The organism is Paenibacillus tepidiphilus (assembly GCF_008635795.1).
GTDB lineage: Bacteria > Bacillota > Bacilli > Paenibacillales > Paenibacillaceae > Paenibacillus_AQ > Paenibacillus_AQ tepidiphilus.
The window spans coordinates 1-18,337 of sequence record NZ_VWRQ01000018.1 but is presented as its reverse complement, the minus strand read 5'-3'; the positions used below and the strand labels follow the sequence as shown (position 1 = coordinate 18,337).

The 18,337-nt window shown below is 55.8% G+C and carries 16 protein-coding genes and 1 pseudogene; 1 reads left to right on the top strand and 16 read right to left on the bottom strand.

Annotated features, from left to right (window positions below; all coding sequences use genetic code 11):
• Positions 1-93: 93 nt before the first annotated feature.
• From F1379_RS21015 to F1379_RS20945, 15 genes and pseudogenes are all read right to left on the bottom strand, one after another.
• Positions 94-1,395 (bottom strand): amidohydrolase, encoded by a 1,302-nt coding sequence (locus tag F1379_RS21015; RefSeq protein ID WP_150273599.1) that lies wholly within the window; start codon positions 1,393-1,395, stop codon positions 94-96.
• On the bottom strand, positions 1,370-2,035 hold the full coding sequence (locus tag F1379_RS21010; protein WP_150273597.1) for a redox-sensing transcriptional repressor Rex: 666 nt from the start codon (positions 2,033-2,035) through the stop codon (positions 1,370-1,372). Before F1379_RS21010 ends, F1379_RS21015 begins: the two co-directional genes overlap by 26 nt.
• 136 nt (positions 2,036-2,171) lie before the next feature.
• Positions 2,172-5,032, bottom strand: a pseudogene (gene dinG / locus F1379_RS21005) (ATP-dependent DNA helicase DinG).
• Positions 5,033-5,142: 110 nt separating this feature from the next.
• Positions 5,143-5,790, bottom strand: coding sequence for a hypothetical protein (locus F1379_RS21000; protein WP_150273594.1), 648 nt, complete (start codon positions 5,788-5,790; stop codon positions 5,143-5,145).
• A gap of 112 nt (positions 5,791-5,902) precedes the next feature.
• On the bottom strand, positions 5,903-6,286 hold the full coding sequence (gene panD, locus F1379_RS20995; protein ID WP_150273592.1) for an aspartate 1-decarboxylase: 384 nt from the start codon (positions 6,284-6,286) through the stop codon (positions 5,903-5,905).
• Positions 6,279-7,169 carry a pantoate--beta-alanine ligase gene (gene panC / locus F1379_RS20990; protein WP_150273590.1) on the bottom strand — a complete coding sequence of 297 codons (891 nt, stop codon included), beginning with the start codon at positions 7,167-7,169 and terminating at the stop codon, positions 6,279-6,281. The genes panD and panC overlap by 8 nt, the downstream gene beginning before the upstream one ends.
• Before the next feature lies 1 nt (position 7,170).
• The gene (gene panB, locus F1379_RS20985; RefSeq protein ID WP_150273588.1) at positions 7,171-8,037 is read right to left on the bottom strand and encodes a 3-methyl-2-oxobutanoate hydroxymethyltransferase; all 867 of its coding nucleotides are present in this window, start codon (positions 8,035-8,037) and stop codon (positions 7,171-7,173) included.
• A gap of 352 nt (positions 8,038-8,389) precedes the next feature.
• Entirely contained in the window at positions 8,390-9,181 is a 792-nt protein-coding gene (locus tag F1379_RS20980; RefSeq protein WP_150273585.1) for a biotin--[acetyl-CoA-carboxylase] ligase, read from the bottom strand.
• Complete coding sequence (locus F1379_RS20975; RefSeq protein ID WP_150273583.1) at positions 9,168-10,499, bottom strand: CCA tRNA nucleotidyltransferase; 1,332 nt, start codon at positions 10,497-10,499, stop codon at positions 9,168-9,170. The genes F1379_RS20980 and F1379_RS20975 overlap by 14 nt, the downstream gene beginning before the upstream one ends.
• A gap of 14 nt (positions 10,500-10,513) precedes the next feature.
• The gene (bshA, locus tag F1379_RS20970) at positions 10,514-11,671 is read right to left on the bottom strand and encodes an N-acetyl-alpha-D-glucosaminyl L-malate synthase BshA (protein ID WP_150273581.1); all 1,158 of its coding nucleotides are present in this window, start codon (positions 11,669-11,671) and stop codon (positions 10,514-10,516) included.
• Positions 11,672-11,865: 194 nt separating this feature from the next.
• Positions 11,866-12,561, bottom strand: coding sequence for a bacillithiol biosynthesis deacetylase BshB1 (bshB1, locus tag F1379_RS20965; RefSeq protein WP_150273580.1), 696 nt, complete (start codon positions 12,559-12,561; stop codon positions 11,866-11,868).
• On the bottom strand, positions 12,558-12,983 hold the full coding sequence (gene mgsA / locus F1379_RS20960; protein ID WP_150273577.1) for a methylglyoxal synthase: 426 nt from the start codon (positions 12,981-12,983) through the stop codon (positions 12,558-12,560). The genes bshB1 and mgsA overlap by 4 nt, the downstream gene beginning before the upstream one ends.
• A 16-nt stretch (positions 12,984-12,999) precedes the next feature.
• Positions 13,000-13,803: a 4-hydroxy-tetrahydrodipicolinate reductase gene (dapB, locus tag F1379_RS20955; RefSeq protein ID WP_150273574.1), complete on the bottom strand. Its 804-nt coding sequence runs from the start codon at positions 13,801-13,803 to the stop codon at positions 13,000-13,002.
• A gap of 32 nt (positions 13,804-13,835) precedes the next feature.
• Complete coding sequence (locus F1379_RS20950) at positions 13,836-14,363, bottom strand: tetratricopeptide repeat protein (RefSeq protein ID WP_150273572.1); 528 nt, start codon at positions 14,361-14,363, stop codon at positions 13,836-13,838.
• A 59-nt stretch (positions 14,364-14,422) separates the two neighbouring features.
• Positions 14,423-14,752: a nucleotide pyrophosphohydrolase gene (locus F1379_RS20945; protein ID WP_150273570.1), complete on the bottom strand. Its 330-nt coding sequence runs from the start codon at positions 14,750-14,752 to the stop codon at positions 14,423-14,425.
• 158 nt (positions 14,753-14,910) lie between these two features.
• Between F1379_RS20945 and F1379_RS20940 the strand changes: the two genes are divergently transcribed.
• Positions 14,911-15,780 carry a YitT family protein gene (locus F1379_RS20940; protein ID WP_150273568.1) on the top strand — a complete coding sequence of 290 codons (870 nt, stop codon included), beginning with the start codon at positions 14,911-14,913 and terminating at the stop codon, positions 15,778-15,780.
• Between the two features lie 547 nt (positions 15,781-16,327).
• On the opposite strand, the gene F1379_RS20935 is transcribed toward F1379_RS20940, so the two are convergent.
• Positions 16,328-17,734, bottom strand: a complete 1,407-nt coding sequence (locus tag F1379_RS20935) for a transposase (RefSeq protein ID WP_150273566.1) — start codon at positions 17,732-17,734, stop codon at positions 16,328-16,330.
• Positions 17,735-18,337: the final 603 nt, after the last annotated feature.

The window sequence follows — 18,337 nt, the reverse complement described above, 5'->3', positions numbered from 1 at the left end:
GTGCAGTTCCCTCTCCTTGAAAAATTTAACCCAAACAGCCACAGGCCGCACCCGGAAAAGATTACGCTAGACTATATGCCTATTCTCCGTCCATCAGCGCTTCAGCAGATTCTCAAAGGTCTCCTGTGCCTTGCGGCGGATTTCTTCCTCGTCAAGGGTGAGGCAGACCCTATCCTTGACCACCTGCTTGCCATCGACCCATACATGCTTAACATCGGCTGCATTCGCCGAATAGACGGCATGGGACAGCAGGTCCGTACGCGGCAGCAAATGCGGCTGATCAATATCTATGGCGATAAAATCCGCCTTCATGCCGGCAGCCAGGCGTCCGACTTTATCCAGGAACACGGATTCCGCTCCGTACTGTGTAGCCATGAGCAGCGCTTTCGGCGCAGGAACAGCAGTGGGATCGCCGCTAACCCCTTTGTGGATGAGGGCAGCCAGACGCATCTCCTCGAACATATCCAGGTTGTTGTTGCTTGCTGCCCCGTCGGTGCCCAGTGAGACCTTGACCCCTGCCTTCAGCAGCTCCGGTACCCGGGCTACTCCGCTGGCCAGCTTCAGGTTGCTGCCGGGATTGTGCGAAACGCCGACATTGTGGCGGGCCAGAATAGCGATTTCCTCATCATTCAGATGCACACCGTGCGCCACCAGGGAAGGACGTGTGAACATCCCCAGCTTCTCCAGATGGGCAACCGGCCGCAGACCGTAATCAGCGGCATTCTGCTCCACTTCATGACGCGTCTCCGACATGTGCGTGTGCATCGGCAGATCCAGATCATGCGCCGCCTGCACAAATTTCATGAAATAATCCGGAGGGCAGGTGTATGGGGCATGCGGCGAGATCATTGCGGTGATTCTGCCGTCAGCCTTACCGTGCCAATCACGGGCAAACTGGACGGCCTCCGCCAGCTTGGCGTTCTGCACATCCTCCGGACAGAGACCGATAACGCCGCGCATCAACACCGCCCGTATCCCGGAACGCTCCGTCACTTCCGCGACCCGGTCCATATGGTCGTACATATCCAGGAAGGTGGTCGTGCCGCCCTTCAGCATCTCCAGTACGGACAAGGCCGTCCCCCAGTATACATCGTCACCGGTAAATTTGGCTTCCATGGGCCACATCTTGTCCTGCAGCCACGACTGGAGCACCATATCATCGCCGTACCCGCGAAGGAGCGACATTGCCGCATGGCCATGTGTGTTGACAAGGCCCGGCATAAAGAGCAGTCTGCTGCCGTCTACCGAAACGGTTCCATCCGCAGGTTCGGGTCTCTCTTCCCCTATGTATGTGATCAGATCATTCTCAATCAGCATATATCCTTCCAGGACAGGCTTATCCCCGCCCGGGATCAGAAAACGTCCATTCTCAATTAAGGTTCTGTGGCTGTTCATCTGCCGCTTCTTCCTTTCCGTCACGCAAGTAGTAAGCCAGACTTTGAAGGTCTGTGGTGAAATCGGCGCCATGTACACGGATGTCCGACGGCGTCTTCAAAATAACAGGCGCAAAATTCAGGATGGCTTCAATTCCCGACGCGACGAGAATATCGGCAACATTCTGGGCTTCATGGTCAGGAACGGTAATAATCCCGATCCGGATACCCTGTTCACGGATAGTCCGCTCCAGTTCCTCCATGGGCTGTACAACCAAAGAGTTGATCTTCTGACCGATCTTGGGCGGGTACGAATCGAATACCGCCGTGATCTTCATGGTATCCTTCAAGTAAGCATTGTAATTGGACAAGGCATGTCCCAGATTACCGGCTCCCACCAGAGCCACGTTGATCTGCTGGTCCAGCTTCAGGATGTGGCGGATTTTTTCGATCAGATAAGAGACGTCGTAGCCGATGCCCTTTCTGCCGAAATCACCGAAGTATGCCAGGTCCTTACGGATTTGGGCCGGATTCAGATCGAGCTTCTGCCCCAGCTCCTGCGAAGAGACTGTCAGAATTTCACGCTTTTGAAGATCATTGAGGAACCGCAGGTACACAGGGAGCCTGCGTACAACGGCTTCAGATATTTTTTCCGATTTCATGTACTCTCCTCCTGATTATGTGATACAAGCTATAAGAATTCCGGAGGGCGTCCGGCTTATTGCAAACCGCTGACCGCCCTTACCGGATTTAGGTTAAGAACAGCATATTATAAGGCATATTCACACATTAGGGAGTTCACGAAACGCTGCCCTCGTCAAGCCACTCGGCAATCCGCGGAACCATCTGGTCCGTCAGCATATGCTCCATCTTAGGCCCTGGCAGTGAATATAAGAAATATTTGCCGTAATAGGATTCGATTACGCGAGTATCATAAACGATGACGATGCCCCGGTCCTGCGCCGTGCGCACCAGACGCCCAAAGCCCTGCTTGAAGCGGATCACCGCCTGCGGTACTGACAGCTTCATGAACGGGTTCTTCTTCTGCGCCTGCAGCAGCTCCGACTTGGCTTCCGCAAGCGGATGGTTCGGCGGCTGGAATGGCAGGCGAACGATGGCGAGACAGGTCAGCGCCTCTCCCGGGATGTCAACCCCCTCCCAGAAGCTGCTGGTTCCCAGCAGCACAGAAGCGCTGCTCTCCTGGAAGCGGCGGATCAGCTTGTTGCGGCTTCCGCCCTCTACCCCTTGGGCGAGCACGTTAATGTCCTGTGTGCTTAAAGCTTCCTTCAGCGGATCATACACCTGACGCAGCATCCGGTAGGATGTAAACAGCACCAGCATCCGGCCTCTCGTGACCACTGCGGCCTCGGCCAGTGAATGGACCAGCTTATCAACAAATCGCGCATCGCCAACGCTTCCCTTTACGCTGGGGAAGTCGCGCGGAATCACCAGCAGCGCCTGCTCCCGGTACCGGAACGGTGAAGGCAGCATGGCTGTCATCAGGCGTCCCTGCTCCTGCGCCTCGCCGAGCCCGAGATTGTCGATCATGAACTGGAAGGACTTATCGACGGACAAAGTCGCCGAGGTCAGCACCACGCTCCGCTTTTTATCGAAGAACAGATCCTTCAGCTGGGCACTGACATCAACGGGAACGGCATACATCTGCAGCGATTTGCCGCGGAAATTCCCGCTGCCCTCCATCCAGTACACGATGTTCTCATCTTCCAGACCCATAAAGAAATGGATCTGCTCACGGATCGACGCCAGGTCCTTGAACAAGCCCCCGATATCGGTTACAAGCGAGTCAGAGGACGATTCGCTCTCCGTCTCGCGCATTTCGCCGAGCATCTTGTCGCCTCTGCGGATAATCTCGCTCAGGGTCAAATGCAGCTTGCGCTCCAGCTCGGCCAGCTCATCCCATTCCTTAGGCTTGCGCCCGGGCAGAATGCGGGACACCAGCTGCCCGGCTTCCCCTGCAGCAGCATCGCTGCGCTCGGGGAGCAGGCCGTACAGCCTATCGCTGAGGCCGTCCCAAAGTTCCTTGACGGTTAACAGGTCCGGATAAATCCGGTCAATAACCGCACTCCATTCCGCGGCCTGCTCGCTGCCGGAGCTTTGCAATATTTGCCGCAGGGCGGGAAGCTGGCCGTTCCGGCTGTCTTTGTACAGGCGGGTAAGCGTGTGGGCTACAGTGAAATACTTCATCTGCATGCCGAGGTGCTTGCCGGCCACATCCTCCAGATGATGCGCCTCGTCGATGACCAGATGCTCGTAAGCTGGCAGCAGCTGGTGTCCGGCCTTCACATCCGAGAACAGCTTGGAGTGATTCGTGATAACCACATCGGCAATGCCGGCCTCATGCTTGGCCCGGTGATAGTAGCATTTGCGGAACCATGGACAGGCACGGCCCAGACAGGAGTCGGTGTCACTGGCCACAGTCTCCCAGAAATCGCCGCCGCGCCCGCCGAGGTTCAGCTCCTCATCGTCCCCGGAGGTGGTCTGGGTCAGCCAGACCAGCATCTGGGCGGCTGTCAGCGCCTCTTCCCGCGGCGAGATAAAGTCTTTATGATTAATTCTTTGTTCAAACTTGCGCAGACACAAATAGTGTCCTCTTCCCTTAAAGACCGCGGCCTTGAACGGGATGGCACGACGCTGGTCAAGAGGGGGACGTCGCGTTCCCGCAGCTGATCCTGAAGATTGATGGTATGCGTGCTGACCATTACCTTCTGTCCGGTCTTTACACTCTGATAGATCGCAGGCAGCAGGTACCCCAGCGATTTGCCGGTGCCCGTTCCCGCCTCAATCAACAGATGCTTGTCCTCCGAAAGCGCCGTCATCACCTCACCGATCATTATATCCTGGGCTTCACGGGTCTCATATTGCGGCAACGTGTCTTTAAGCCTGCGGGTAACTTCCGCTATATATTCCGTAAAGGATATATTCTCCAAAGGATTGCTGTCCCCTTCTTCCCGAGGGGGAAGAAGTTCGGTCCAATCCGAGACGGCCAGCGCAAGCTGCCGGTGAAACGTAAGCTCGCCTTCTGGCTGGAACGGCTCCAGCTCACGCTCGCGCTGCAGCCCGTCGAAGTACCAGGCCAGATCGCTGTCCTCGCCGGCGAACAGCTCGGCCAGACGCTGGATTGTAATGAGCGGCAGGCTGTAGAGCTCCTCCAGACATTCCAGCAGAACGAGCGCCGTGGCGAGCGCATCGCTGTCCGCCTGATGCGGACGGTCATGCTGAAGCCCGAAATGGCTGCTGACTGCACCGAGCTGATAGGTGGTCAGCGATGGAAAGCATATTTTGAGAAAATCAATCGTATCCAGAATGCGGCCCTGAAACGGCAGGTAGCCGCAGCGGTCCAGCGCATTCTGCAGAAAATGAAAGTCAAACGCGACGTTGTGCCCCACCAGCACCACGTCGTCAAGGAGCGGTACGAGCTCCATCATCATATCGTCCAGTTCAGGCGCATCCTGTACCATCTCGTCGGTTATACCGGTAAGGCCTGTAATAAAAGGCGGAATCGGCGTTCCGGGCTTGACCAAGGAGCCATACACCCTGGAGATGGACCGGTCTTCCTCTATGATGGCAAGGCCAACCTGAATAATCTCACCCACAGATTGGGTTCCTGTCGTTTCAAAATCAAGCACGGCAAATTTCATGTTCCACTCTATTCCCTTTCACTTGAGACTCTTTATCAGCATAACAGAAGTTACGAAAAAAGGCGATGCACACCCCGGTGGAGCATGCATCGCTTGAAAATGGGCTATGATTACAACAGCGAAACAAGCTGATTGCTGAACTGTAGCTCGCCTTCGCCCCCGGCGCAGACCTCAAGGTTGAGATTCGGCTCCTTCAGGTTCGGATCGTGCATGAGCGAGAGGGCGAACAGCTCACGGGCTTCGCCGAACCGCTTCTGGGAAGCCCGGATACAGCCCAGCGCGTTAAGCAGCATGGCCTTAAGCTGACGCTCCCGGGTCAGACCCAGCATATGCTCCAGGTTCTGCCATGCTGACTCCGCGTTTCCATTCTGCAAATGGGCCATTCCCAGATACAGGCGGCCGGCGAGACTGTCGGGATACCGGGAGATCACTTCATTAAACTGCTCGATGCATTTGCTGTACATGAACAGCTTGTAGTACCCCTGTCCCCTGACAAAGCTGTCCATAGCCAGCTCCGGCGCCGCTTCCGGCTCCTGCGGCTTCTCCAGGCCTGGAGGGTCTGTGAAATCCGCGCTCTCGCGGAATGCGCTCAAGCGTTCCGCAAATGCGAGCCATTCGTCCATGATCTCATCGCTCAGCCTGTGCAGCATATTGTACTTGCATAACAGGTCATTCCGGCGGCTACCCTCGGAAGCCGGGAAATCGGCGGAGATTTCCAGCAGCATTTTGTTCATTTCAGCAAATAAATGTTGAAACACGGGAACTCCCTCCCCACTGAAAATGAAATCAGCATCGCTTGCCTGACTTCATTGTTCGCAGACGGGGGATAGTTCATCCCTGCCATTGATTGCTTGCCTGATGCCGCAAGGCTCAGGCAATGGTGGCATGGATCTCATGATCCGCCAGCTTGACCGGCTTGTTGCCTTCGTCCACAAACACGACGGTTGGCTTATGTCCGGCAAGCTCTTCCGACGAGAGCATGGCGTAGGAAATAATAATCACCGTATCCCCTGGCTGCACCAGGCGGGCGGCCGCTCCGTTGAGGCAAATCACTCCGCTGCCCCGCGGACCCGGAATGACATAGGTCTCCAGCCGGGAGCCGTTGTTGTTGTCGACGATCTGGACCTTTTCATTCTCAAGCAGGTCGGCGGCTTCCATCAGATCCTCATCAATTGTAATGCTGCCGACATAATTCAGGTTCGCTTCCGTCACCGTAGCGCGGTGAATCTTCGATTTCATCATATGTCTAAACAAGGGCGTGTACCTCCTTGGCTGTAAATACGTTATTGTCGATCAAGCGTGTTCTGCCGAACTTCACGGCAAGAGCGATTATAAGCTCTCCGTCCGCTTCCAGCAAGCGGGAGTTTCCTTCCAGCGGCTCCAGTGCCGGGAACGTCAGGATTTCCGCATAATCAATTACAGCGAGCGGGGAGGAGGAAATGACCGATTGCAGCATTGCTTTGGCTTCATTAACCGTCCGCACCTTGCCTTCCTCAAGAGCCGCGCGTACTTCGCGCAGGGAGCGTGAAAGCACCAGTGCCTGGCGGCGTTCCTCTTCGCTCAGATAAACGTTGCGCGAGCTGAGGGCAAGCCCGTCGTTCTCACGGACAATCGGACAGGCGACTATCTTCACATTCATATTGAGATCGGAGACCATCCGGCGCAGCACAGCCACCTGCTGGGCGTCCTTTAATCCAAAGTAGGCATAGTCCGGCTGCACGATGCCGAACAGCTTGCTGACCACCGTCGCCACCCCCTCGAAATGGCCGGGACGGGAAGCGCCGCACAGCCGATCGGTCAGCACCGAGACAGACACGGTGGTGCGAATCGCCTGCGGATACATCTCCTCGACGGAGGGCATAAATACGATGTCCGCGCCTTCGCGTTCCGCCAGGGCCAGGTCACGCGCTTCATCCCGCGGATAAGCGGCGAAATCCTCGTTCGGCCCGAACTGCAGCGGATTGACAAAAATACTCATCACTACGGTGCCGGACTGTTCGGCGGCGCGGCGCAGCAGGCTCGCGTGCCCCTCGTGTAAATAACCCATCGTCGGAACAAAGCCGATCGGTGTGTGGCCTCCGCCGCGCAAATATTCCAGCGCTTCGCGTAATTGCTCAATGGTTCTGATGACTCTCATTTTACTCCACTCCTTTTCCGGCGCCGCCGTACAGGTTGGCCAGCACGCTTTCATCTGCTTTAAACACATGCTCTTCCGCCGGGAAGCTGCGCTCCTTAACCTCGCGCACATAGCTGCTGATGCCCTCGCGGATCAGGCTGCCCACATCTGCATACGATTTGACGAACCGCTTCTCCCGGTAATTCGCGTCATAGCGCAGCACATCGTGGAAGACCAGCACCTGGCCGTCGCAATGCCGCCCGGCCCCGATTCCGATAGTCGGAATGGTAAGGGCCTTGGAAATTTCAGCGGCCACTTCTTCAGTGACCAGCTCCAGTACGACACCAAAGGCGCCGGCGGCTTCCAGCGCCTTGGCCTGCTCCAGCAGGCGCTCGGCATCCTTGGCATCTTTGCCCTGGATGCGGTAGCCGCCGATCATGTTGACCGATTGCGGCGTCAGGCCGATATGGCCGAGAACCGGCACGCCGGCGCCAACCACCGTCTTGACGGCTTCACAGATTTCCAGCCCGCCTTCCATCTTTACAGCGTGGGCCCGGCCTTCCTGCATCAGGCGGCGCACGCCGCGCAGCGTCTCGTCAATGCTTCCGTGATACGTCATGAACGGCATATCCGCCACGACGAACGTATTCGGTGCTCCGCGTACCACCGAGCGGGTGTGATAGACCATATCGTCAATCGTCACCGGCAGAGTGGTGTCGTATCCGAGCACCACATTGCCGAGTGAATCACCGACCAATATCATGTCGACACCGGCTTCCTCGGCCAGCATGGCCGAGGGATAATCATAGGCGGTCACCATGCTCAGCGGGACCCGGTCACCTTTCATTTTTTTCATTTTTACAATGTTGAGTGGCTGTTTGCTTCCCATTGCTCCCGTTCCCCTTTTCGTGTTAGTCTTTGCGCCAAAAATGCGCAAACAAAAAAACCCTTTAGCATGTCCGCTAAAAAGGTCCGAAGGGCAAAAAAGAGTCACTTGCGATCGTCCCTTCTGTCTCGGTCCTTACGGCTCAGAGCAGAATCCAACGTAACCGTCAATCCAGTTATGAAGGTAAAGCTGGCGAAGTACAGTTCGGTTCCCGATACCGTCTTCTGCCCTAGTATAACAAATTCAACGCTTAATTACACCACAAAAATGTGACAAGGCATGGAGGCCCTGTCACACAGTAATGCAATCATGAATCGGATTCGGTAAACGACAAACTGATAATTATCTTGAATATCTAGATGATCTTGATTTCTCCGGACAGCACGCTGACGATCTCTCCATCTTCATTCTGCAGCAGTAAAGCACCATTCTCGTCGAGTCCCACGGCCAGGCCTTCCCCCCGGTTCTCCGGTGTTCCGCACAGAATCCGCCGTCCCAGCGTCACCGAAAGCGACTGCCAGGCTTCGCGCACAGGTGCGAACCCCTCCCGCAGGTAGAGCCTGTACCAGGCTTCCAGTTCAGCCAGTACAGCTTCCGCCAGCCGCGTGCGGTCGACTTGCTTCCCGCTCTCAATCAGCAGAGAAGTGGCGACACTGCGCAGCTCCTCCGGGTAATCGTCTACAGCCAGATTCGCCGAGATGCCGATACCGGCGATGGCGTAATGCAATCCGCCTTCACGGAGAGCCGATTCCACCAGGATGCCGCAAATTTTGCGCCCGCCGGCCAGCAGATCGTTAGGCCACTTGATTCCGGCCTCCACTCCGGTCTCCCGGCGGATAGCCGTGCATACGGCCACGCCGGCAAGCAAGGTCAGCTGCGGGGTCGCCGCCAGCGGCAGCTCGGGCCGCAGCACGATGCTCATCCAGATGCCTTTGCCGGCCGGTGAGTGCCACTTGCGGCCCATCCGGCCCCGGCCGCCGGTCTGTTCTTCCGCCATGACGGTGGTGCCTTCAGGGGCATCGCATTCGGCGAGCTTCCTGGCTTCCTCTTGCGTGGAGAGTACGGTACCCAGCCGCCGGAGGCGTTCCGGCCACTCAGGTTCCTTGTACTCCAGGTGCAGGTGCGGCGTTGCCTCATTGCTCTTCATGTCCAACCATCCTTTGCGCTTGCTCCAGCAGTATTTGCGGGTCATTATCCAGCGTGCCCGCCGCCACCTCAAGCAGCAGACGCTTCAGCGCCTCGCCGACCCACGGCCCCGGCCGTTTCTCCAGCGCCGAGGCCAGCTCTCCGCCCGTCACCGCAAGCTCGGCCAGCGTATACACCGGCATAGCCGCGATCCAGGCGCGCAGGCATGCGGTGTCCGGCGGTGCGTATGCACTACCGGCTGCATCGCCGGGCTGCCCGGCCACGTCTGCGGCGGACTCAGCCGCAGACGCATCGGCCACCGCCAGCCACCCTTCGGCGGCTGCGCGGCCTATGCCCAGCACGGCGGCGATCCACCGCCGCCGCAGCTGCTCCGTGCCGCCCGGGCCCGGCGGCACCTCCGCCAGCGCCGCGTGCCACGCCTCGCGGGCGCGCAGCACCCCGGCGACGGCGCTGCGCGTCGCCCCCGGGAACGTCCATGCCCGCAGCAGCTCATCGGCCGAAGCGGCCGATTGCTCCAGGGCATGGAGCAGCAGCGCCCACCTGAGGTGGGCGCTCTGCAGTTCCCCGATCCCGGCCAGCTGGGCGGCGGCTGCCGCCAGCTCTGCGCCGGTCCAGGGGAACGGGGCTTTGCCGCGCGGCAGCAGGCCGCTGCGCGCAATCAGGGCCAGGCCGCGCCCCGGATGCGGCCCCTCCACGATGCGCTCGACTTCGGAGCGCATACGCTCCACTGCAATGTGCGCCAGCTTGTCCCGCTGGCGCAGCAGGCCGCGCCAGGTGTTCTTGGCGATGCGGAAATCCAGCACCGCCGCGAACCGCAGGCAGCGCAGCATGCGCAGCGCATCCTCGTCGAAGCGCTCCTCGGCAGCGCCGACACAGCGGACCAGCCGGCGCTGCAGATCCTCTGCCCCGCCGAACGGGTCCAGCAGCCGGCCGTCGATGCCGCAGCAGATCGCGTTGATGGTAAAGTCACGGCGGCGCAGGTCCTCCTTCACATCGCTCACGAAGGCGACATGCTCCGGCCGCCGGTGATCGGCGTAGCCGCTTTCCGTCCGGTATGTAGTCACTTCAAAGCTGAAGCCGCCCTGCAGCACCGTGACCGTTCCGTGGGCCAGACCGGTCGGCACACAACGCGGAAAAGCCTCCATAATCTCCTCCGGCAGCGCGGAAGTGGTCAGGTCGATATCATGCACCGGCCGGCCCAGCAGCTCGTCGCGGATACAGCCGCCCACGAAATAAGCTTCGCGGCCGCTGGCGGCCAGTACGGCCATCACCTGATCCCCGGCGGCGGCCATTCCGGCAGGCGCCATATTCCATTTCATATGAAGCCGCCCCTTTAACCCCGGATTTTGTCCAGCCCGAGGACCTTTTGACCGAGTACACGATAATAAATATCCTCATACTGGTTGGTGATCCGGTCCCGGCTGAAGCCTTCACAGGCACGCTCCAGACAGGCCTTGCGGAACTGTTCGGCCAGATGATCGTCCGACAGCAGCCGCACCGCGTGCTTGGCCATCGCAGCGGTATCGCCGATCGGAGCCAGGAAGCCGGTCTTGCCGTGCACAATCAGCTCCGGCATGCCTCCGGTTAGCGAGCCGATCGTCGGCACGCCGCAGGCCATCGCCTCCAGAGCCACGAGTCCGAAGCTTTCCTTCTCGGACGGGAGCAGCAGCAGATCGGCCAGGGAGATCACCTGGGCGATTTCATCCTGCTTGCCGAGGAAGCGCACCCGGTCCTCCAGGCCCAGCTCGCCGATCTTGGCCTGAATCTTCGGCAGCTCCGGTCCTTCGCCGACCAGGAGCAGCCGCGAAGGCACCTCACGGTTCACCCGGGCGAAGATGTCCACGACATCGCCGACCCGCTTGACCGGACGGAAATTGCTGATATGCATCAGGATTTTCTCGTGCGGAGCCGCAAAATCACCCCGCCAATCCGACACATCACGCGGATAATACACTCTTTTATCAATAAAATTATACGTCAGGTCAATATCCCGCGTAATATCAAGCGCCCGCCGCGTCTCCCGGATCAGATCCTCCGACACCGCAGTGACTGCGTCACTTTCGTTAATGCCCAGACGGATCAGGTCCTTAAGTGATTCATCCTGCCCCAGAACTGTGATATCGGTACCGTGGAGCGTGGTGACTACCTTGATATCGTTACCGAGCATCTGCTTCGCCAGATAAGCGCAGACGGCATGCGGCACCGCATAATGGACATGGAACAGATCCAGGTTCTGCATTTTGGCTACATGGGCCATCTTTGTTGCCAGGGCCAGATCGTACGGCGGATAGCGGAACACATAATAATCGTTGACCTCTACCTCATGATAAAAAATGTTCTTCTGAAACGTTCCGAGCCGGAACGGGATGCTGTGTGTAATGAAATGGACTTCATGGCCTTTCTCGGCCAGCAGTTTGCCAAGCTCTGTCGCCACAACGCCCGAGCCGCCGAGAGACGGATAACAGGTGATGCCGATTTTTAAGCGTTGCATAGCTCCGTCCCCTTACCTCTTACAAATTATTATTACTTCATGTAATGACATGAATTTATTATAGTGGTTCCTTACCCAATAATAAAGCGGTGGCAACACTCGTTCTGCCCAAGGAAGCAGGTTTACGGCAAGAGAAGAAGAAACGGCCGCTCATGTCCCATACTGGCTAAGCAACCGTTTCTCTCTATTCACTATTATTTTTCAAACAAATCGACCGTATGCGGCACCCGGCAGGCGAATGCTTCGGCAAAAGGAATCAGCTTCCGCTGCCCCAGGAGCATGTCCCGTGCCCGGACACGTTCGATATAGCCCTCATTGAGCGGCGTAGAGACGACATCTTCACCCGGCGCCTTCTCAAACTGCGAGCGGTAGCAGCCCAGCGACTGTTCCTTGGCGGCATACTGCTGCGTCACATCAACGATGAGATCCGTACGGCCCAGATCATTGATGAAGTAAAAATAAAGCAGCGGCGCAGCCACCGCCGGCAGCTCCGGCATATATTTGCGCAGCTTGCTGTTGAATACGGCTGCTTCCACCAGCTTGCTGGCGGCAATATGGTCGGGATGGCGATCCTCCCAGTATGGAGCGAAGACGATATCGGGGGCATAGCGGCGGATTTCTGCCGTCACTGCCGCCAGCTGCCGTTCGTCACCATACAGGCCGCGGTCCGGCAGACCGAGATTGCTCCGCATCGAGACTCCAAGCACCTCCGCAGCCGCCTGCGCCTCCTGCTTGCGCCGCTCCACCGTACCGTTGGAGGACATCTCGGCTTCTGTCAAATCACAGATTCCCACCTGCTTGCCCGCTGCCGTATGCTTGGCAATCGTTCCAGCCATGCCGATTTCGGCGTCGTCGGCATGTGCGCCGAACACCAGAATATCCAGCTTCATTGTGTATCAACACCCGGTTTGTATTTATGTACCAGCTCCCGCCAGCCGAAATCGCCGCGGTCAATGGCCTTTACGAGAATTTCCGCAGTAGCGATATTGGTAGCCACCGGAATCCCGTATACATCGCAGAGCCGCAGCAGAGCCGTAATGTCCGGTTCATGCGGCTGCGCCATCAGCGGATCGCGCAAAAATATAATCAGATCCAGCTCATCCTGCGCCACCATCGACCCGATCTGCTGATCCCCGCCCAGCGGTCCGGACATATAACGGTGAATGGTCAAGCTCGTGGCCTCCATAATCCGCTGTCCGGTTGTTCCAGTGGAATACAGCTCGTGTCCGTCGAATACATGTTCATAAGCCGTTACGAAATTAACCATTTCATCTTTCTTGCGGTCATGCGCGATAAAAGCAATTTGTAACATCCTGTTTCTCCCCCGTCTATTCTATAAAATGCTCGAAGCCGTAAATCAGCCCCGTATACCCCATAACCTTCTGGATTCCGAGCTTTACGCCCGGCATATATCCGGCGCGTTCATACGAATCATGCCTTATTTTGAGCGACTGGCCGAACCCTCCGAATACAACCTCCTCCTGGGCGAATACACCCGGCAGACGGACGCTGTGAATCCGGAAGCCATTGTAATAGCCGCCGCGTGCTCCTTCAATCACTTCTTCTTCTTCAGGGTTCCCCTGGCGCAGCTCTTCACGTGCCTCAGAAATCATCTCGGCCGTCTTGATCGCCGTCCCCGACGGCGCATCGAGCTTCTGGTCGCCGTGATATTCGATAATCTCCAGATGCGGGAAGTACTTGGCCGCCTGTGCAGCGAATTTCATCAGCAGAATCGCCCCGATGGAGAAATTGGGCGCAATGAGCCCGCCGATCCCCTGTTCCCGGCATTGCTTGTCCAGATCTTGAATTTGCTCCGGTGTAAAACCGGTTGTCCCGATCACCGGACGCACCCCGTATTTGACCGCCAGGGCAGTGTTGTCATAGGCAGACTGCGGGATGGTGAAATCAACCAGCACATCTCCGCCGCGCTCGCTCAAGGCTGCTTCCAGATCGGAGGTAACGGTAACTCCGCATTCTTCAAGCCCTACCAGCCGTCCGGCATCCATTCCGCCGGCGGAACGGTCTACCGCTGCCGCCAGCTCCAGGCTGTCGTCTTCCAGCACCAGCTTAACTACTTCCTTGCCCATTCTGCCTCCTGCACCGGAGACGATCACTCTGATCTTGTCGCTCACCTTGGTTCCTCCTCTATGTCCTGGTTCATACGTTATTGGATATATTTCTGCAATGACCGTTGCAGGTCTTTCATCAATTGCCGCAGTCCGGCATCATCGGGATGCAGTGCGATAACCTCTTTTAGGGCGGATATCGCCTGCAGATGCTCATTCATCCGGCTGTGCGCAATGGCAAGCCACACATAGGCGTCTCCATACAAAGGGTCCAGCACAATGGCCTCACGCAGCAAGGTAATCGGCCGATACGGATTATGCTTCCCCTCCTGCTCGTCTTCGAGCAGACGTTTAGCCTCCTGTACGAGCCGGAGCGCCTGCAAATGCTGCAGGTGCAGCCGGTATTCCGGCTTCTCCTCCAGCTTCACCGCCGCCAGTGCATGCTCAAGCGCCTTGTCGAGCATCCCGCTGCGGGCATAGGTGATGGAGCAGCGGTACCTGACTTCAGCATCGTCCGGGCTTGCCGCTATCGCCGCTTCGAAATACTTGATTGCTTCGGCAAAATCACTGCGCAGTATGGAGCGGTACGCCGCCTTGACGTATTCGTTCTGTTCGTTAGGATTCATCTGCACACCATCCCCACGGCTAAATTCCGTTAGTTTGGTACAGCATATGATAATGAAGCCTAATCGGTGTTTTTGGGTGTCCACCTGCCAGCGTCGCGTGTATTGAATTTATGCATTACCTTATTATGCGCTTCCGTCAGGTCGATGCCAAGGGAATTGGCAAAGCATACAGTAATGAAGAGAATATCACCCAATTCAAGCTCGATTGAATTTTCCGCTTCATCGGCTTTTTTCGGCTTCTCACCGAACCGGTGATTGACTTCGCGAGCGAGCTCTCCCACTTCCTCGGACATCCGGGCCATCATGGACAACGGGCCGAAGTATCCTTCTTTAAACTGCGAGATATATTCGTCGACTTCACGCTGAATATCGCCAAGACTTTTATCCATTTTTTGTGTTCTTCGCCCCCTGTGAGTTCTTGCCTTCTGTTTGCCCCTATGTTATCGTAAAGACGTTTTGAAGACAAATCTTTTTTGCAGACGGCGGCTTCGCCGGGCAAAACAATCTTCTTATATTCGGCCCATTCGGGGCACAGGTGAGGGATAACATGAATTCATCCAAACTGTTTAACAACGGCAAAGTTTTCGCCGCCATCCTGCTGGGTACAGCCGTTTATGCCTTCGGCCTGCTGTACTTCATTGTACCGAACCAGTTAATGGAGGGCGGAGTTACCGGGATTACCATTCTTTTAAACTATGCGTTCGATGTCCCGATCTTCCTATCCAATCTGGTGCTTAATCTTCCGCTTTTCCTGCTCGGCTGGAAAATGCTCGGGTCGAGACAAATTGCCTATACCGGTGTTGGCATCGGGTCACTGACCTTTTTTCTCTGGGTATTTGAGCAGCTGATCGCCTCCGGCTGGATTACGCCCTTTAGCACAGAGCATGACTTTATCCTGGCATCGCTCTATGCAGGGGTCACGCTTGGCCTCGGCCTTGGCATCGTCTTCCGTTTCGGCGGAACAACCGGCGGGATTGATATTGTAGCGAGAATCCTCGGCCGCAAATTTGGCTGGAGCATGGGCCAGGTTATTTTGGCCGCCGACTTCATTATTATCGGAGTCTCCCTGCTCTATATTCCCCGCGAAAAGATTTTGTACACCCTGGTCGCGGTATTCATCGCCTCCAAAATGATTGATTTCATTCAGGAGGGGGCGTACGCCGCCAAAGCCTTCACCATCATCAGTGACGAGGCGCCCAAGATCGCCGACCTCATTACCGTGGAGATGGAACGCGGAGTCACATTGATTCCGGCCATCGGCGCCTATTCCAAGCAGGCGAAGCATATGGTATATTGCATCGTCTCACGCCAGGAAATCCGCCGTCTGAGCCAGCTGGTCAAATCCGTCGATCCCCGGGCATTCGTTATTATCAGCGATGTCCACGACGTCCACGGCGAAGGCTTCCGGGAAGGCTAATTGTAGATGTTCCTTTAAAAAGCGTTGGCTGAATTTATGGCTGTCTTTTTGGGGGAAGAAGGCGGGGTGGGGCCTCGGCCCTTCGTGGCTCGTGGCTTGGCAACTCGCTGGTTTGGCAACTCGCTGGTTTGGCAGCTCAGCGCCTCTGTGGTTCGATGTCTCGGCAGTTTGTGGCCTGCAACTCTGCAGCTAGTTGTTCGATGTATCGACAGTTTGTGCCCTGGCAACTCCATGGTACAGCCGTCGGTCGCATGGTGGATCTGCAGCTCAACCGCTCGATGGCTTGGCAGCCCCTTGGCCTAGCAGCTCGGTGGCTCGACGGCTCATCAGAATTCACGGTCAATGGACATAACTGCATTCCGTACATCTATTTTCGAGTAAATATGCCGTTTATATGGAATAGCTGCACTCTATGCAACTAAAACTCCGTTAAAGCAGGGTGCAGCAGGAAATGAAGGTTTATAGTTGTACAAAAGAGACAATTTCATAATTCAATTTGTTAAATAGCAAGATTGGGCCAAAATCTAAGGTCATATTTTAAAAAAGATTAAGCGATTTGCTGGGAGGTTCTCAACTGCTGGTTCAACTTGTCTAACGCAAACTTACTCAAATTGTACGCTAGCGTACTGAGCTGGAAATCGACGCTTGCCCGGACACCACGGTGACGTGTGCGTTTCATCCCGAAATACTCTTTGAGATAGGCAAACACACGCTCCACTGCCGTACGCTTGTTGTACAGCGTGGTAAACCTTTCGCTGCCTCTCGCGGGATAGGTGTGCAAACGTAAATCCGTTTGTATGCGAATTTTAAACACTTTTTGGCAATCGGAACCGGAAAGCGCACAGCCTTTGCATTCGCTAGGCCGGGTGTACTTTAGGGTCTCATACTTGGCATCCCAGCTGTCGTAACGGTACGCATGCCCTTGAGTGCACACCGGAGTGTAATCCAGGTTCATTCCCGGTGGCGGATCCTTGTGGTGAATCAGGGGAATTGCAGGATAGGCGCCGAGCGAATGAATCAACTGGTAGATGGCCGCGCAGTCGTATCCTTTGTCGCCCAAGATATGCTTGACCTTAAGCCCAGGAAACTTCAGGAGTAGGCCTTTGAGAAGGACGACCGCCATACGCTGGTCATTTGGATTTGCCGAACTAAAGAGGCCGCTGAGGATATACTGACTATCCGTGTCGACAAGCAGATTCGCCTTGAACCCGTAATAGCTGGTCATTCGGCCCTTCGTATTTTTCTTGTCACAACGCGCGGCTTGCCGGGGCAACGCGGTCAGCAGTTCATCGTACGTGTAAGGCAACATCGCTTCAATGGTTTTTTGGAACGGTCCGAGACTTTGTTCATAGGCTTCCATTTCCTCGCGCCGACATTCCTTTTCCGCCTGGGAAGGACGACCTCGCTTGCTGTACCTGGGTTTCTTCAGCGGCTGGTTCACCGTCTTAGGCTCAGGCTCGGGATGTTCGAGCTGAAGTTGTTCGGCCACCGGAGCTTCGCTTTTCTTTTGCCCCCGGCGAGCCGCGCGGCGTTTGGAGGCCGATTCGCTAAATTGGCAATCCCACGCCTCGACCATGGAGGAATCGACAGCAAGATGAGTGCCGCGCACAAAGCCTTCTTCTAGGGCAGACGTTACTAGACGATCCTGAAGTTGTTCAAGCATTCCCGTTTGCTCTAGTGCATGAATCAAACGAGAATAGGAGGACTGGCTTGGAATTTTGTCCGAGCCCGTAAACCGGCACTGTGCTCGAAATTCGTTGCTATGAATCAGTCGCCGGACCAAGGCAGAGATAAACTCGATGTTCTCCATTTTGGCAATCAGCAGCGAGTAGATCATGGCAGGTACGTTTAATGTTTCAGGCCGTCCGCGATGGCTCTTTTTCCCCAGTGCGAACAGAACTGGAGCTACATTTAAGTGTTCAAAGATTTGGCTGTATTTATCTTCCGGACTCATTTGGAGCAATTCCTCAAAGGAAAACAGTTCTTCTTGTCGAATAGAATAGATAGGGATTACCTCTTTTCTTCTCGGGTGTTGGTTTCGTCGCCTATAACTTCGAGAATTTGGGGAGGTACTCCTTTTTCTATGCTCAAAAAAACCAGGTATAGCAAGGGTTTTGAATTATGAAATTGTCTCCAAAATGCAGCTATATACTCAATTGTGTAATTATTGAAGGGTTTAGTTGCAGAAAGTGCAACTAAGCCTTTTTTGAAATAAAGCTTATGTTCTACCAGATCAGGCCGGAAAGTGAATTCCTTAAAATGCTCGCCTTAGTTGCTGGCTGATCCCGGATTACTGATATTACCGCTGCCTGCGGCATAGCTTGCTAAAGCCAGCTCAACATAGTTGGAAAATCGCAACCTAATTTCGCCTATTTGATGATTTTTACAGGTCTAGTTGGAAAATTGACACTTAATATGGCTGTTTGTTGACCATTACGGTAGCGTCAAGAAGTTTGTGTAATAGAGTAAAAGTATTCTTCTGGGACATCGGTGAGATGGTTCTCTTGGTGGGGGAGGCCTCCCCCACCAAGAGTTATTCAGCAGACTGTGTAGGATA